The sequence below is a fragment of the Vibrio sp. TH_r3 genome, from assembly GCF_033101115.1.
In the GTDB taxonomy this organism is placed as follows: Bacteria; Pseudomonadota; Gammaproteobacteria; order Enterobacterales; family Vibrionaceae; genus Vibrio.
The window spans coordinates 261,914-278,896 of sequence record NZ_JAWMPW010000003.1 but is presented as its reverse complement, the minus strand read 5'-3'; the positions used below and the strand labels follow the sequence as shown (position 1 = coordinate 278,896).

Here is a 16,983-nt window from a genome sequence, read left to right as displayed (position 1 = left end):
GCAAAATTTAACAAAAAGCTGTCAGCCATGGGCAGCTTTTTCATAAGGTACAAAGGAAATGACACAACTACTTCAAAAGCTAAGCACACAAAACGAATTCGTTTCTCGCCACAACGGTCCGAATAGCGTTGATCAGCAAAAAATGCTGCAAACAATGGGTTTAGACAGCCTAGAGCAGCTAATCGATCAAACCGTTCCACAAAGTATTCGTTTGCCTAACCCTTTGTCACTTGATGCGCCAATGAGTGAATCTGATATGTTGGTTGAACTAAAACAGATCGCGCAACTTAATCAGGTTAAACGTACCTTTATCGGCCAAGGCTATTACAACACCTTTGTACCTAATGTTATTTTACGTAATGTACTTGAAAACCCAGGTTGGTATACGGCTTATACCCCTTACCAACCAGAAATTTCACAAGGTCGTTTAGAAGCCTTGTTAAATTATCAGCAAATGGTGATGGATTTAACTGCAATGGAAATTGCTAATGCATCATTACTTGATGAAGCAACCGCTGCTGGCGAAGCAATGACCTTATGTAAACGAGCGGGAAAAAACAAAAGTAAAACCTTCTTTGTGGCAGATGACGTTCACCCACAAACCATAGAAGTGGTAAAAACTCGTGCTGCGTTTATTGGTTTTGACGTGGTAATAGGCTCAATTGATTCACTTGCCGAGCAAGATGCATTTGGTGCTCTACTACAATACCCTTCGACTACTGGGGAAGTCATTGACTTAACTGATGTTATCTCAGCCGCACAAGCCAATAAAACACTGGTTACTGTTGCAACTGATCTATTGGCCTCTACCCTGATTAAGCCTGCTGGTGAAATGGGCGCCGATGTTGTTATCGGTAGTGCACAGCGCTTTGGTGTGCCAATGGGTTACGGTGGTCCTCATGCCGCGTTTATGGCAACCAAAGATAAGCATAAACGAACTATGCCTGGACGAGTTATTGGTGTTTCTATTGATTCAAAAGGCAATCAAGCATTGCGCATGGCAATGCAAACTCGTGAACAACATATTCGCCGTGAAAAAGCGACGTCTAATATTTGTACCGCTCAAGCATTATTGGCCAATATGGCCTCTTTCTACGCCGTATTCCATGGTAGTGAAGGGCTAAAAACCATCGCGCGCCGCACTCATCACCTAACGGCTATTCTTGCATCAGGCTTAAAAAGTGTCGGTTACAAACTTAGCAATCAGAGCTTTTTCGATACCGTTACTATCGAAACAGGTGATAAAACCGACGTGCTGTATAACCAAGCACTTTCTATGGGCATCAACTTACGTAAGTTTGATAGCAAGTTAGGTGTTAGCTTTGATGAAACAACAACGACTCAAGATATTAACGATTTATTTGCTATCTTCGATATTAAACAAGATGTGAATGCGATTTCTGGTTCAATTGCAGAGGATGAATTTGGTGCGATTTCAGAAGCGTGTCGTCGTGAATCGAGTTTTCTGACCCATCCGGTATTCAATACATACCATAGCGAAACGCAAATGATGCGTTACCTCAAACAACTCGAAAACAAAGATTTCTCCTTGACCCATGGCATGATCCCATTGGGCAGTTGTACCATGAAACTCAACGCAGTTGCTGAGATGATTCCTGTTACTTGGCCAGAATTTGGTTCACTGCATCCATTTGCGCCTAAAGAGCAAACTAAGGGGTACAGTAAACTGGCTGAATCGCTTAAAACCATGTTGTGTGAGATTACTGGTTACGATGAGTTTTCCCTCCAACCTAACTCCGGTGCATCTGGCGAATATACTGGATTAATCGCTATCCAACGTTATCACCAAAGCCGTGGCGATGCACACCGTAACGTCTGTCTTATCCCAAGCTCAGCGCACGGAACCAACCCTGCCACTGCCTCTATGGTTTCTATGAAAGTGGTTGTGGTTAAGTGCGACGAAGCTGGTAATATTGATATTCAAGATCTAGCTGAAAAAATTGAAAAACATCGCGATAATCTGTCTAGCATTATGATCACTTACCCTTCCACTCATGGCGTGTACGAAGAACAGGTACAATTAGTTTGCGACATGGTACATGACGCTGGCGGGCAAGTTTACCTTGATGGTGCTAACATGAATGCTCAAGTGGGCTTAACCACACCGGGCTTTATCGGTTCGGATGTATCACACTTGAACCTACATAAAACGTTCTGTATTCCGCACGGTGGTGGTGGCCCTGGTATAGGACCTATTGGCGTTAAATCGCATTTAGCACCATTTCTTCCAGGACATATTGAAGGTGGCCTAGAAGGTGATGACTTTGCAGTATCGGCTGCTGATATGGGTAGTGCTTCTATTTTGCCTATATCTTGGGCGTATATTGCAATGATGGGCGAACAGGGTCTAACTCAAGCAACAAAAGTGGCTATTTTGAACGCAAACTATGTGATGGAACGCTTGGCTCCGCACTATCCTGTTCTTTATCGCGGCAGTAATGAGCGTGTTGCGCACGAATGTATTATTGATATTCGTCCTCTAAAAGAGGCGACAGGTATTAGTGAAGAAGACATCTCAAAACGTTTAATGGATTACGGTTTCCATGCACCAACGATGTCATTCCCCGTCGCAGGCACGCTAATGATTGAACCGACAGAGTCAGAAGATTTGCAAGAATTGGATAGGTTCTGTGACGCAATGATCGCCATTCGTGAAGAGATGAATCAAGTTAAAAATGGGAAGTGGCCACTAGATAACAACCCATTAGTAAATGCGCCTCATACTCAAGTTGACCTATCAGCTGATCAATGGGACCGACCTTACTCACGCGAAATCGCCTGTTTCCCGACCAAACAAACCAAAGCCTCTAAATATTGGCCAACGGTAAACCGTGTCGACAACGTGTTTGGTGATCGTAATTTGGTCTGCTCTTGCCCTAGCATTAGTGAGTATGAATAATTCCTGATGACGTAACGATATTACGTACAGCAAATAAAATCATAAAAGCGAACTCCATAGTTCGCTTTTATTTTTTAACAAGCCTATATTTTTTCAGTTACCCGCTCTGATAGGTTGCTGATAAGTTAACTGCTAATCTTTAGATCTGTGACTATCAATATTTGCTATAGGCTCAACAGTTTCAATCAGTATTGGAGTACAGGTGCCTTGGGTGATCTTATTCAATGTAATACGATAGTTGGCATCTAGTACTGGTGGCGATGTAAATAACGCCAATTCAACTTGGTATTGTTCACTTTCACTAACTAATAAAGCCGTTGATTGCTGTATGTCTGTTAGTTTGGCAATATCTGCTAGCTGAACATAGTGACATGTACCACCAACCTTAGAGGGTGAATAACAGCCATTTAATAAAACCACTGTTATGACTATTAATGACCTGACTATTAATGGCCAAACACGTGCAAGCATATTATTCGTCACCGAAGTCAATTATTCTTTCGATCAAATAAGGTTCTGCTTCTTGATAGAAAAGGTCGCTAAATTCTCTGAAAGCCAAAACTTGCTCATAATTTTCTCTAAAACAGACCTTGCTCACTTCTTGCCAACTTTGACCCGCCCAATAGTAACTGCGTTCAATGTCTTGCTGCTCAGAGGGAAATTCACCTAACTCGACGTTGCTAGTTGCTCGTTGTTTGTATAAACGTGCTACGTTGGTTAAACGTATTGCATCTTTAAGAGGCTCACCACAGGTTTCAATAAAATATTCTGGTAATTCAATCATTACCTGATCGTTTGCTAGAAAAAATGGCGTAGTATTTTTAGACAGTGCAATAGGAACAATACCTAAATTGAAATCTGATGGTGTTGTAATACTGCTTCTACGAGTTCCCGTGAAGTGCAGGGTGTACTGTGGCAGACTCACTTCAATTTGATAAATTCCCATCATATTGGCGACTGGTAATTTAAAACTAAATTCACTCGTCTCAGCAGGAAGCTGAAAGTAACCATTTTGGTCTGTCTTAACTTTTTTTAAGGTATATAAATCCTGAATTTCAACATCGATTAATGGTTTACCAGTTTCTCGATCAACCAGCGTACCTTGCCAGTTAGGTGAGATGTATTCGGTACGTATGATGGGAATACAGGCGGTTATCATTGAAATTAGGCTCAACGCTATGATTAGTCGGTGCTGTACTCTACGTAATATCATTATGCACACCCTTCAACAAATAATACATCAGGCACTATCCCAGCCTTTATCCGTTCTATTTTCCCGCCGATATAGTCAACCACTATTGCTTTAGATTCGTCTTGATTGTACCAGCGTAGGTACACGCCATTTTCATATTCATGTAGAGCGACTTCAATTTCTGGATACAGTCGCTTAAAAGAAGAGAGAGTCATCGTACCCTTTGATAAACCATAAAAAGGACTGTCCGATTTAATTAATTGGATATCTGAGCTATCCAAACGCACAATAATCTCATCCACTACCATGACGCTAATGCTAGGATAAGCATTAGTTGTCACATATTGACAACCTTCTACTTGCTGTCCATATGGTTTAAATTCTACAGAAGCGCTCTTTAACGGTTGACCAAAAACAATGCCCCCCAAACCATTATGCTGTACTTTTTCTGTATTTGCATGAACACCCAGACTAGTCACTGCAAAACTGATGCTAACAAAATACCATAAAATAACGGCTAAATTTCTCATACATTCTTTACCATTTTAATTAGATCCCACGCCTGTCCGTTAAAAAACCTCGACCCTTTAATTAACTCTTGTTGTTCGAAGCCAAGTTTTTTATAACAAGCAATCGCCGCTTTATTATGAGCAAATACACTAAGAGTGAAAACGTTCAACTTATATCGATTTATTGCCATCTTCATTACTAACTTTAGCATAATAATTGAATAGCCTTTTGCTTGGTGTTCTGGATGTATAAACACGCGACATATTCGATATTGAGATGATGACATTTTATATAGCTCGATAAAGCCCACCGGTTTATCCTGTACCACAAATAGAAAAGGTAGAGCTTGCTCTTGACTATAGTGCTGATGTAACTGTTTTTCGGTAAGTGGGTATTTGAATTGTGGTCCACCCCATAGATAATTCAGGGCATCAGAATCAATCCACTTTAGCAATAAATGAAAATGCTCTGATTCAAATGGAATCAAGTCCGTTTTCATTGTTTTGGCCTCAATCGTTTGCATTACTCATCCAACTTTTCTTCAGTTAACAACCCAGCATAAAGCCCGTTTTGTGTCATCAATTGTTGGTGGTTTCCTCGTTCTACTATTTTGCCTTTATCCAATACCAAAATAGTATCTGAATGACGAATGGTGCTCAAACGGTGCGCAATAGCGATCACGGTCTTTTCTTTAAAGAGACGCTGCATTGCACTCTGAATTAGATCTTCTGTTACTGAATCAACTGAGCTGGTGGCTTCATCTAACATTATAACTTGTCCACCTTGTGCCACCGCCCGAGCAAATGAAATTAACTGAGTTTGGCCAACAGAAAGGTTGGAGCCATTTTTATCCAAACAAAAATCATATCCACCCGGTAATTGCTCAATAAAACGGTCCGCATAAACGTACTTGGCTGCCTGCTCTACATCCTGACGCGATATCTGTTGTTTACCTAAACCAATATTAAATTGCACCGTTTCTTCAAACAAATATACGTCTTGCATCATTAATGAAAAAAGATGCATTACATCTTCTATTGCAATTTGAGAAAGCTCAATTCCGTTTAACAGTATCTGTCCTTGATAATCTTGGTATGTTTTGGCAATCAAACGTAAAATAGTCGACTTTCCAGAACCCGTTGAACCAACTAAAGCGATCTGCTGACCTCTTTTTAATACAAAAGAAACCTCTTTTAGTACGTACGGAGAATGGTCGTTGTAACGAAAACTCACTTGCTTAAATTCAAGGCTAACAAACTCATCCAACGATGGTTTAACTTGTTCACTAGGGAGTAGATCTCGTCCCTGCTCCTCTAACGGTTCAGTGAACAGTTCTTCAATATGATCAAAGGCTGCGAATGAGCTTTGAATAGAAGCAATTTGAGATGTGAAATCTCGAATCGGTACAAAGACCTTTTCTAAGGTATTAATAAATGCGATTAAAACCCCAACAGTTAGCGCACCTTCAATAACTAAGCCAAAACCATACCACATCATTAATGCCATAGTGATAGAGGTAGCGCCAGAAATGAAAGCAAATAAGATGGCATCATATTTATTTGCTTTCATCTGAGCTTGCAAAAACTCGTTGGTATAACCTTGATATTTTTGCTCAACTTCGTTTTCGGCACGATAGAACTGCACCGTTTTAACCCCGAGTAATGCTTCTTGAAGAAACCCTGTACTGCGCGCTAAAACCGAACGAGTGATCTGGTGCATTGCTCGCAATCGGTTACGAACGTGAACAGTTAAGTACATTACTGGCGGCATAACAACCAATACTATCAGGGTCAGCTTCCAGTCGATAACACACATCATTACTAACAAAGCGATGGTATTCAACGAATCTTTTACCAAGCCAACTATCGATTGGATAAAAGATTCGCCAATGGTTTCTAGATCACTGGTTAAACGAGAAAGTGTTACACCTGTGGGCTTATTATCGAAATACTGTCTTGGCAGTTTTAACACTCGATCAAAAAGCACCGAACGTATATCGGTAATGGTATATTGTCCCGTCTTACGCAAATTGTACGCATAAGTGGTATCGACAATATAATTGGCTATCAGCACCAAAACCAGATAGAAAATATGCAGCAATAATCCATCCAAATTTCTATGCGCCAAATGCTCATCTATCACTTGAATAATCAACCACGGAAACAACAGATTAGTGATAATAGATAACGGCAACATCGCAATACCAAGCCATGCGGAACGTTGGTATTTTTTAGCGTACTTTAAGAAGTGCTTTAGATATTGAATATCTGTGCCTTTCATCATGCTTGTGCCTCGATATCATTTTGTTGTAACTGCCATGTTTGATAATAATAAGGGCATGATTTAAGTAAGCTATGATGATCGCCTTTGGCAATAATCTTACCTTCTGCTAGCACAATAATCTCATCCATATACTCAAGCGCATTAACTCGATGAGACACAACTAAAACCGATTGGTGAATCAATTTATCAAACACACCATGCAAAATTTTACGTTCGGTATCGTAGTCAACTGCCGAGAGGACATTATCCATGATGATTAAATCGGCAGGCTGAAGTAGCGCCCGCGCTATACTCAAACGCTGTTTCTGTCCGCCAGACAACATAATGCCTTTTTCACCCACCAGAGTTTGTTCACCATTTTCAAAACGGGAAACATCGCTAGCCAACTGACTCAAGGCCAGGGCTTCATTAATTTGTTTGTTATTTATATGGTTTTCCTGACTACCAAATCGAATATTGTCTTGGATCGATGCAGAAAATAAGTATGGATCTTGCGTCACTGTCTTAATATAACGGCGAAGATCGCGTCGAGCGAAAGTGGTAACATCCTTGCCATCCAAAAAGATCGAATTTTTCGGAACATTCAAATGATGATTCAGACAATTCACCAAGGTGGTTTTGCCCGACCCTATACCACCTAACACCCCTAATTTTTTGCCCGCAGGAATATCAAAACTGATGTTATCCAAAGCTAATCGTTGTTCACCTTGATAGGCAAAACTTAAGTTCCTGACAGAGACCGTTTTACCTTGTAGTTGCTCCACGTCAACATCTGATAGCGTAACCGTATCTTGCAGCGGAATTTCCGCATTTAAGATAGTCTGTATACTGTCGATACTGACCATGCCACGCTGATAAATCGTCGCTATTCGCCCCAATTGCATCAATGGCATCGCGAGTAAAACCGAATAAGTAAGAAAAGCGGTGATTTCACCAAGAGTTAATTGTTCACTCATTAACATATGACCGCCAAGTCCAAGAATAAGAATTTTCATCAAGTTATTGGCGTAATCTAGAATAGGTATATAAAACACCTGAATACGAGTAATCTTCATCCTACAGTTTAGTAACTGTTGATTAAGTTTCTCTACTTCTGCTTTGACCCAAGGCGACATTTGCTGATTTTTAATTAGATCAATACCAGACAAGTAGCTCATTAATTGTGCTGAGAAATTTTGTAATCGCTGCATATGTTCCATATGCAATTTTTTCATTCGCTTAAAACCAATGCGAAAAACAATAAATGCCGCGACTATGGGAACCAAAGAATACAACATTAGTTCCGGTGAAATACGCCACATCCATAACGGAGTTAAAGATAATGCTAAAAAAGCATTAAAGAACTGCAAGAAGCCAGCACCAAACAATAAACGCACACCGCTTAGGTCATTGTTCATGATAGAGATGATTTTTCCTGAAGCGAACTGCTGATGAAAACTATTAGGCAACCTATTCATTTTTTTCAACAGCGTATTTTTTAAGTCCGCTTCTGTAATCCGACCTGGATTGAGAGCATAAATGCGGGAAAAAATACGAGTAACAATCATGGCGATAGCCATAACCACGACAATTAGAACATAGTTCTCTAACTGATGATAATCAGCTTCTGATGCGTTATTTATTAAATCTATGGCCAGTTGTATGTAACGGGGAATTTCAACTTGGAGCCAGTTCACTAAAAATATAAAAATAATCGCCAACGAATACGACTTGCGATTCATATATAAAAAATGAAGGATAAATTCTCGTTTGGTCATGCGATATATTCTTTTATGGCTGCTGTTTGTTGTTTGTTAGGTGTTCGAGGTCAAAATGCTCAATGCAGGCTTGCACAATACACTGCCGTGGATCATCAATTTGTTCTAACTCGTCTAACAACCATTCGGGTAATCGTACCGGGCGTGTTTTTACGCCCGGTTTACGACCACAGCCCGGTCTAGAACCACCTCTATTACAACAGCGCTCTCGGCCATCAGAAAACTTTTTCAAAATAAATCCACATTTTCTCTCAATTTGATTAGTGTACACTTTTCAAATTAAGATCGCATTGTGTATTTAGCCAAAAGCAGCCATATGAATATAAATCATCAACCTTTCGTTATAATTTCTGCTCCTCCAAGTGATTGGTAAAGCTTAATTTGTGTGACCAGTTGATTAAATTGGTTTTCCAATAGAGTGGATTCTATACTACGTCTCGATTCCATGGCGTTAATCCAATCAATCATATCACTCGCACCATATTGATATCTGCTAGAGTAGATCGCCTCTATTTCTTTAGCATTGAAATATTGTTCTTGATATACCTCACCTTGGTAACGGTAACTTGCTTTTATCGCTAGTAAATTATCGACTTCCTCAAAGGCTTGGTAAATCGTATCGCGATAATTGATCACCGCCATTTCATAGTCGATTTCAGATATGTTTTTATTTAGTTTCATCTCGTTCCATTCAAGGAATGGTAATGAAATACCGCTGCCTAATGTCGCTACTGGATTTTGCAGTATTCCTAATAAATAACTTGATGAGGTACCTAGAGAACCGGTCAGGGATACCTGAGGCAAATAGCTCGCTGAAACCGCATCTTGGTTAGCAAGTGAGGATTTTAGCGAATACAACGATGCCTTAATATCAGGTCTTCGCAGTAAGACGTCCGAAGGGACACCCGCTTCTATCTCTGGTACAAACTTAGACGACAATTGGTCGATTGTTAACGCGACGTCTTGTAACGGTTGATTGATTAATATTGCAAGCGCATTTTGCGTTTCTAATAGCTCTTGCTGCAATTGGCTTAACTGAACTTTTTGATTGAACAGTGATTGAGTTGATTCTAGTACTTCAAGACGAGTCGTACCACCGCTAGCATATTTAAGTTGCGTAACCTTAGCGACACGTTCGGTCCCGCTAATATTTTGTTCCGTTAGCGAAATCATTTGATTAAGATAACCTAACTTCCAATACAGTGTGGCCGCGGTTACAACCAAGCTTTGTGCCGTGCTTTCCCTATCTTGATAACTTGCTTGTGCTAACCATTGGTCTACATCGGCTGCAGCCTCCACTCTCCCCCAAAGATCAAGTTCATAACTTAAAGATAAGCTGCTGCTAAAGCTCGTGTCAGTATTATTTTCTTCTAAATCATATTCCGATGAGCTGCTATGAGAAAATCCAAGACTCGGTATTTTGTTGTTTTCACTTAATCCGGCTGCTAAACGTGCTTTTTTAAGGGTAAGCGTCGCCAATGCAAGTTCGCTGTTAGATGCTAGAACTTGGTCAACTAATTTATTTAACTGCTCATCTTCAAATAACATCCACCATTTATGTTGTGTAATATCATTAGCTAATGGGTCTGTCCCTTCACCGGACAACTCTTGAAATGACGATTGTGGCATATCACTCAGCTCAGATTGACCAGTCCAATGAGTAGGAATGTCTAGCTGCGGAGATTCATATTCACTACGCATTGAACTACAACCACTTAGCCAAGCAGAGCAAAGTGCTAATGAGATAGCGTAACGCAATTTTTTATTCATTTTATATTCCTCACACTAATCTCTAGAAAGTGCATCAACCGGATTAAGTCTTGCTGCATTGCGCGCTGGTAGATAACCAAAAATAATACCGATCAATGTCGAACAAGCAAAAGCAGTAATTACCGAAGAACTGGTATAAACCATATTAAAATCACTGCTGGTATAGGCAAAAATCACTCCCAACAAGTAAGCCAAACCAATACCTAAACTTCCGCCCAAAAAGCAAACTAATACTGCTTCAATTAAGAACTGACGCATAATATCAATTTGCCTTGCGCCTACCGCCATACGAATGCCGATTTCTCGAGTTCGCTCTGTCACAGAAACTAGCATGATATTCATTACCCCAATACCACCAACGACTAATGAAATAAAGGCAATAGAAGAGATCAGTAATGTCATAGCTGACGAAGTTTGCTCAATACTTTTTCTCACTGTATCGGTGTTTATAGTGAAAAAGTCCACCACTCCATGGCGCATAGTTAGCAAATTGATTATTCCTTGCTCTGCTGCATCACTGGAAACATCGTCAACCACCCTGACGGTAATATCACTCACATAGTTCTGCCGAAATATTCGACCTGAAACAGTGGTATAAGGTAACCAAACATTCAATTCATCACTGCTGCCCGTTACATTGTCAATCGACGCCGTAACCCCAATCACACGCACAGGAAGACGACCAAGAAAAATGACTTGTCCTAACGCTTCACTATCCGCAAACAACTCTTCTTTGGTATTTTGATCAATAATGGCAACTTGCTCTAAGGCTTGGACACTATCATCATCAAAATATTGTCCTTGCGCTAGAGAATAACCTCTAACTCGGAAATACTCTGTTCCTACTCCTTGTACTGAGCCAGTTACCGTTTCGCTAGAATAACGAATAGCGACGTTGGCTCTTACGGTAGGCGTTACGCTATCGACAAATGGCAAGGTTTTCAGTGCAATCGCATCATCTGCTGTTAATGACTGAACTCGTCCTGAGCGACGATCGCCTAAACCGGTTCCCGGTTTAATTTCTATCGTATTGGTTCCCATCGACGCGATATTGTCTAAAATAGCTTGCTGCGATCCTGTACCCAATGCTACAACTGACACCACCGAGGCAATACCAATAATAATGCCAAGCATGGTAAGAAATGTGCGTAACCTATGATTGCTCATGGCTAACAGGGCCATCTTGAATGCCTCAAAATAACCAGACCAATTAACCGTTAACTTCGATGACTTATTGGTTTTCTCTGGTTGATGATCCTTGTTAGTCAGTGGTTTTTTAATCGCATCTGATGCCGATTTTTTATCACTAATAATTTCGCCGTCTTTAATTTCAATTATTCGATCAGCAAATTCAGCCACGTGAGGGTCATGCGTGACTAAAATTATGGTATGGCCATCCTTGTGCAGCTCTCGCAGTAGGTTCATCATTTCTTCGCCACTACGACTATCTAATGCGCCCGTTGGTTCATCGGCAAGAATGACATCTCCACCATTGACTAACGCTCTTGCAACACTGACACGTTGTTGTTGACCACCACTGAGTTGGCTAGGTTTGTGATCTAGACGATCACTTAAACCTAAACGAGTTAACAATTTTTCAGCTTTAACCTGACGGCTGGGTTTGTCATCATTTGCATAAAGTGCAGGCACTTCGACATTACCTAACGCCGTTAAATCACCTAATAGATGATAACGTTGAAATATAAAGCCAAAGTATTCCCGTCTGAGTTTCGCCAATTGATCGGCACTCATAGTCGATGTATCTTGCCCATTAATGAAGTAGCTTCCACTGGACGCTTGATCGAGGCAACCAAGGATATTCATCAACGTTGATTTACCGGATCCTGAGGTTCCAATAATCGCGATCATTTCCCCTCGATTAATCTCCAAATTAATATCTTTAAGGACCGTTAATTGTTGATCACCCGCAGCAAAGAAACGCTCTACACCGACTACTTTTAATAATGCTTCAGTCATACATTATCGTCCTCTTCCCATATCCGGTCGACCATTACCCATGCGAGGGCCACCTTGTTGGCTAAGTCCAAGAGAAATAGCAGAAGAATTTGTGCCACTAGCCGAAGACTCACCGATGATCACCTCTTCGCCTTCATTTAAGCCAGATAGAATCTGAGCATAAATTTTATTATTAATGCCCACTTCAACATCTCGATACTCTACTTTTTCACCGTTCTTAACTGGTACTTGATATGACAGTTTCCGGCCTGGTTTCTGGATTAAAATTTGAGAAGGCACTAATAAAGCGTCCTCAGCACTATCTAAAACAATCGATACTTGAGCGGTCATACCCATCCGTAATAATCCATCGGTATTATCTACGTCGAATAGCGCGTTGTAATAAATGGCTTCATCATCCCCTATCACTAAGTCGCTATCATCACCATCAAGTAATGTAGGGCCAGGTTCGATCGCTCGTAAAGTCGCAAAATATTTTTTACCTGTAGAACCAAGTATGGAGAAGTACACTTTTTGTCCCGCTTTAACATGAATAATGTCCGCTTCAGAAACTTGTGCTTTAACTGTCATTACATCTAATTGAGCAAGTTCTATTATGCTCGGTGTTCCTTGGTTAGTATTTACCGTTTGCCCCTCTTCCACCGACACATACACAACCGTTCCATCAATCGGAGATGCAATGGTGGTATAACCAAGATCCAGTTCTGCATTATCGACACTAATAACCGATTTCTCTTTGTCGGCACTTAACTGATCCAACTCAGCTTGATAAACAGCTAATGTCGCTTCAGCAGTATCATAATCAGACTGCGAGGTAGCGCCATCTTTTAGCATCTTTTTCTTACGATTAAATTCTGCTAATGCACCTTTTATTTGCGCTTGTTTGGCTCGATATTGAGCATCTATACTTTTGAGTGACGCTTTTGCCTCTTTGAGCGCATTTTTCTGGGTTAGGTTATCAATTTGAGCAATTAGATCACCCTGTTTTATTTTGTCACCCAACTGTACTGGAATGGTTTCGATCAAGCCCGAAACTTGCGCACCGACACTCACTAATTTAGATGGGTACAACACACCATTAGTTAGAACCACATCTTCAATATTGCCACTCCGAACAAAGTCAGTAGTAAAGATCCGCTGGACCTTGTTATTCATCATGTACTTATAGCCTAGAGTCGCAGCTATTCCACCAAGAATGAGCAAAACGATCAGCGTATTTCTGGTTTTATTTTTCATGTAAATCTCTTAAATGGTTTTCCATTACTGTAAAAATCTTAAACACCAAGTTTTTCTACCTTATTGACACGGAGGCAATGTTTCTGGCCGCGGTTTTAAGGGGACAGTCCCGTTATTTTGAAGCTCTTTTAAAGGGACAGTCCCGATTTGTTCGGTGTTTTTAGGCTTTGGTTGAGGTCTTTCGGGAGTTCGACAACTACGAGTAAAACTCACCGTTAATGAGTCTGAATCAATGATAAGGTCACGCATACTCTGTCTAATAGTTTCAGCAGAAATCATACTGGGATTAGGAAAACTTAAAAAATCTGACAGCGCGTACAGATGAAAAGTGTATTTTTTCTCTCCCGGCCCTTTGGAACATGGTGGCGCGTATTGATTCGATTTGTTGACAGAGTTATTACCAAGTAAACCAACAAACTGACCAGCATCTACCGAAAGCACATCTGCCGGAATATTCACCATTCCCCAATACCAATGTAATCGATCATTTTCTGGCTTAGGTGGTTTAGGTGATTTAGATGATTTAGATGATAGCACTCTAGGCTGATCCAATTCGTTCGGCCGAGCAGCTTTTTCTGCTGGCAGTTTTCGTTCCCTTAACACTCCATGTTTTGGAATATGATCCATGATAACTACTAATGATTGGGTTCCTTCTGGTACACCATGCCAATTTAACGGTGGAGAAATGCCTTCTCCTTCACAGGTAAATTGACTCGGCAAAACACCACCATCTATAAATGCCGAACTGCTAAGCTGTAAACTTGTATTATTGGCCGAAGCGTTATCGGATAATGAAGGCGTTATCGTCGAGTTTGCCCAACAAACAACCGAAAAAGGCAAAATTACCATTGCAAGAGAAAACATAACAGTTTTGTTCAAAATCCAATCTCCTGAGCGATGTAAATGATCAATTAATGCATGATATTAAGTGTATCGATTACTTATCGGAGATGGATGACAATACTGTCATTTTACTTTCGTATTTGTACCGCTAACGGCGTTTATAACTAAATGTCGATAGATATGGACATTGGACTTTGATGTTTTATTGCCATTGCAGGTAACTATTTAATAAGTAGCAAGTTAATAGGTAGCGAGATTAACCTGCCACAAACTAGGATAAGTGGCAAAGTTAACTATATGGTAAAGTTAAATGTAACTGAAACACATCATTATCGGTGTCTGCAAGAATTAGCTTTCCGCCATGAGCTCGAGCAATTTCGCGAGCTAAACTTAAGCCCAAGCCACTGCCAGATATACCTTGTGTAAAAGTGGCCTCGCCTCGATAAAAACGTTCGAACAGTTGGCTTCTTACTTGGACTGAAATGGAATGACAATAATTCGTGACCACAACCTTAATACCGGCATCTGTTTTATGTGCTGTGATACTCACATCCTTATCGTGCACACTATAACGCATCATATTAACTAATAAGTTGTTAAAAAGTTGGCGCAATAACACACTGTCGGCGTTTATAATCAGTTCTGGTTCGATAACACATCGCAACTTAAATTCGTCAATCAATAAATCATCAGACCATAATTCTAAATCAGCAATCAACTCTTGTAATAAATCTGTTAAATCTACCGTTTCAATATGTAATGCCATTGTTCCTGAATCGGCTTGAGACAAAAGCAGTAGTTTACGAGTAATGGCGGATAAATGACCGACTTCATCTAGAACCGTATTTAAATCAAGTTGAGAGGTGTCATCACAAACAACCGCTTGTTCTAATTTGCCTCTTAAAACGGTTAATGGCGTTTTAAGCTCGTGCGCTGCATCTGCGGTGAAACGCGAGGTTTGTTGGAAGCTTTGTTCCAGACGATTAAGCATCGTGTTGTAAGTATCTATCAGTACTTTGAACTCTTTGTCTTCCTTATGCTCTGGTAAACGATGGCTCAGATCCTTCTGTGTCACCATTTGCATCGATTTATGTAACCGATTGATAGGACGCATTGTATTAGTAGAGATAAACCATGCACCCAAAATACTAAGCAATAATGAAAACGGAATAACCACAATAAGTGCAGATTTTAAGGTGCTTTGTAGCTCACTAGTAGTCGCGGCCACATCAACCGCGATAAAACCTTGCGCATCAGAAACGTTATAAAAGCTGCCTCGCCATTGGGTTTTGTTATACTGAAAAAACATTAGCTGACATGCACTTGAGCGACGACGATTCTGACTGTCACTAATAAGTGGCGGTGTATAAGTTTGGTCAAACTGCTGAATTAAATTTGCAACATCAACCCCTTCCGATTGAGTAAGAATATTCTCTCGATCAGATTTCAGATAGATCATCAGTTGACTAGGCAAATCAACGCGCAGCTTATCCACTAGATCGTTTATTAATTTTTCACCGGTAAGTACGGAGCTTGATAAGTTGTTTTCGTTAAATCCACTATCATTGGATTGATTCTGGGGTAAAATACGTTTGGCTTCCATACAAAGGCGTGAATCGAGATGCTCAAGTTCTACCTTATTTATACGTGACCAACCGAGCGTGATAATAACCGCAAGAACAACACAAACCGTTAAAATGGAAATAGAGAAAATACGAGTGCGAAAATACATTTATTATCCTCAACGAACCATTAAGCGATAACCACTACCACGCACAGATTCAATAGCCCCGACCATTTTTCCGGCACTCTCTAAACTGGCTAGTTTACGACGAATTCGCTTAATACAGACGTCAACCACATTAGTACAAGGATCAAAATCGTATCCCCACACATGTTCCAGCAACTGACCTCGCGTAAATATTTGTTCCGGTGAGCGCATTAAGTATTCTAAAAGACGAAATTCTCTACTAGTTAATTCTACCGACTGTTGGCCGCATTGAATGCTGCGATTAATACAATCAAGCTGCAACGAACCGACTTCAACTACATGTTGCACAGCTCCGTCATGTCGTCTTAATACGGCGTGAATTCGTGCAATTAACTCTTCAACATAAAAGGGTTTAGCTAAATAATCATCCGCGCCTAATTCTAATCCTTGAACACGGTCTCCTAGCTCATTTCGCGCAGTGAGAAGGATTACCGGGGTATCGATACCAGTTTGTCGAAGCGAACGTAAGATATCTAACCCATCACGCCCTGGGAGCATAATATCTAAAATAATTGCATCATAGGCGTTATTTTTTGCCGCTACGTAACCTTGGTTACCGTCTGAACAATGAGTGACATCAAACGTTTTAGCACGCAGCCCCTCACAAACAAAGTCAGCAATTTTCTGTTCATCTTCAACTAGCAATATTTTCATAGAAGCGGTTCCTTTAATCACCACTGAAGTATTGCACTTATTGATCATTAGCTGCAACAAGTATGACAAA

Annotated in this window: 14 protein-coding genes; 1 reads left to right on the top strand and 13 read right to left on the bottom strand. The window is 40.4% G+C overall.

Annotation, left to right across the window (positions count from 1 at the left end; all coding sequences use genetic code 11):
* The first annotated feature begins 58 nt into the window (after positions 1-58).
* Complete coding sequence (gene gcvP / locus R3X26_RS05320) at positions 59-2,920, top strand: aminomethyl-transferring glycine dehydrogenase (RefSeq protein ID WP_317716172.1); 2,862 nt, start codon at positions 59-61, stop codon at positions 2,918-2,920.
* Positions 2,921-3,052: 132 nt separating this feature from the next.
* On the opposite strand, the gene R3X26_RS05315 is transcribed toward gcvP, so the two are convergent.
* The 13 genes from R3X26_RS05315 to R3X26_RS05255 all read right to left on the bottom strand — a co-directional run bounded on the left by R3X26_RS05315 (position 3,053) and on the right by R3X26_RS05255 (position 16,913).
* Positions 3,053-3,391, bottom strand: a complete 339-nt coding sequence (locus R3X26_RS05315; protein ID WP_317716171.1) for a hypothetical protein — start codon at positions 3,389-3,391, stop codon at positions 3,053-3,055.
* A 1-nt stretch (position 3,392) separates the two neighbouring features.
* Positions 3,393-4,133: a hypothetical protein gene (locus R3X26_RS05310; protein WP_317716170.1), complete on the bottom strand. Its 741-nt coding sequence runs from the start codon at positions 4,131-4,133 to the stop codon at positions 3,393-3,395.
* Complete coding sequence (locus R3X26_RS05305) at positions 4,133-4,642, bottom strand: hypothetical protein (RefSeq protein WP_317716169.1); 510 nt, start codon at positions 4,640-4,642, stop codon at positions 4,133-4,135. The genes R3X26_RS05310 and R3X26_RS05305 overlap by 1 nt, the downstream gene beginning before the upstream one ends.
* A complete protein-coding gene (locus R3X26_RS05300; RefSeq protein WP_317716168.1) occupies positions 4,639-5,145 on the bottom strand; it encodes a GNAT family protein in 507 nt (168 codons plus the stop codon). The genes R3X26_RS05305 and R3X26_RS05300 overlap by 4 nt, the downstream gene beginning before the upstream one ends.
* Positions 5,145-6,905 carry an ABC transporter ATP-binding protein gene (locus R3X26_RS05295; RefSeq protein WP_317716167.1) on the bottom strand — a complete coding sequence of 587 codons (1,761 nt, stop codon included), beginning with the start codon at positions 6,903-6,905 and terminating at the stop codon, positions 5,145-5,147. The genes R3X26_RS05300 and R3X26_RS05295 overlap by 1 nt, the downstream gene beginning before the upstream one ends.
* Positions 6,902-8,662 carry an ABC transporter ATP-binding protein gene (locus tag R3X26_RS05290; RefSeq protein ID WP_317716166.1) on the bottom strand — a complete coding sequence of 587 codons (1,761 nt, stop codon included), beginning with the start codon at positions 8,660-8,662 and terminating at the stop codon, positions 6,902-6,904. Before R3X26_RS05290 ends, R3X26_RS05295 begins: the two co-directional genes overlap by 4 nt.
* Positions 8,663-8,675: 13 nt before the next feature.
* Entirely contained in the window at positions 8,676-8,894 is a 219-nt protein-coding gene (locus R3X26_RS05285) for a hypothetical protein (RefSeq protein WP_317716165.1), read from the bottom strand.
* A gap of 98 nt (positions 8,895-8,992) precedes the next feature.
* On the bottom strand, positions 8,993-10,432 hold the full coding sequence (locus tag R3X26_RS05280; protein WP_317716164.1) for a TolC family protein: 1,440 nt from the start codon (positions 10,430-10,432) through the stop codon (positions 8,993-8,995).
* 15 nt (positions 10,433-10,447) lie between these two features.
* Entirely contained in the window at positions 10,448-12,409 is a 1,962-nt protein-coding gene (locus tag R3X26_RS05275) for a MacB family efflux pump subunit (protein WP_317716163.1), read from the bottom strand.
* A 3-nt stretch (positions 12,410-12,412) separates the two neighbouring features.
* A complete protein-coding gene (locus tag R3X26_RS05270; RefSeq protein ID WP_317716162.1) occupies positions 12,413-13,645 on the bottom strand; it encodes an efflux RND transporter periplasmic adaptor subunit in 1,233 nt (410 codons plus the stop codon).
* Positions 13,646-13,705: 60 nt separating this feature from the next.
* The gene (locus tag R3X26_RS05265) at positions 13,706-14,524 is read right to left on the bottom strand and encodes a YbhB/YbcL family Raf kinase inhibitor-like protein (protein ID WP_317716161.1); all 819 of its coding nucleotides are present in this window, start codon (positions 14,522-14,524) and stop codon (positions 13,706-13,708) included.
* Positions 14,525-14,777: 253 nt separating this feature from the next.
* Complete coding sequence (locus R3X26_RS05260) at positions 14,778-16,220, bottom strand: ATP-binding protein (RefSeq protein ID WP_317716160.1); 1,443 nt, start codon at positions 16,218-16,220, stop codon at positions 14,778-14,780.
* Between the two features lie 9 nt (positions 16,221-16,229).
* The gene (locus R3X26_RS05255; protein WP_317716159.1) at positions 16,230-16,913 is read right to left on the bottom strand and encodes a response regulator transcription factor; all 684 of its coding nucleotides are present in this window, start codon (positions 16,911-16,913) and stop codon (positions 16,230-16,232) included.
* Positions 16,914-16,983: the final 70 nt, after the last annotated feature.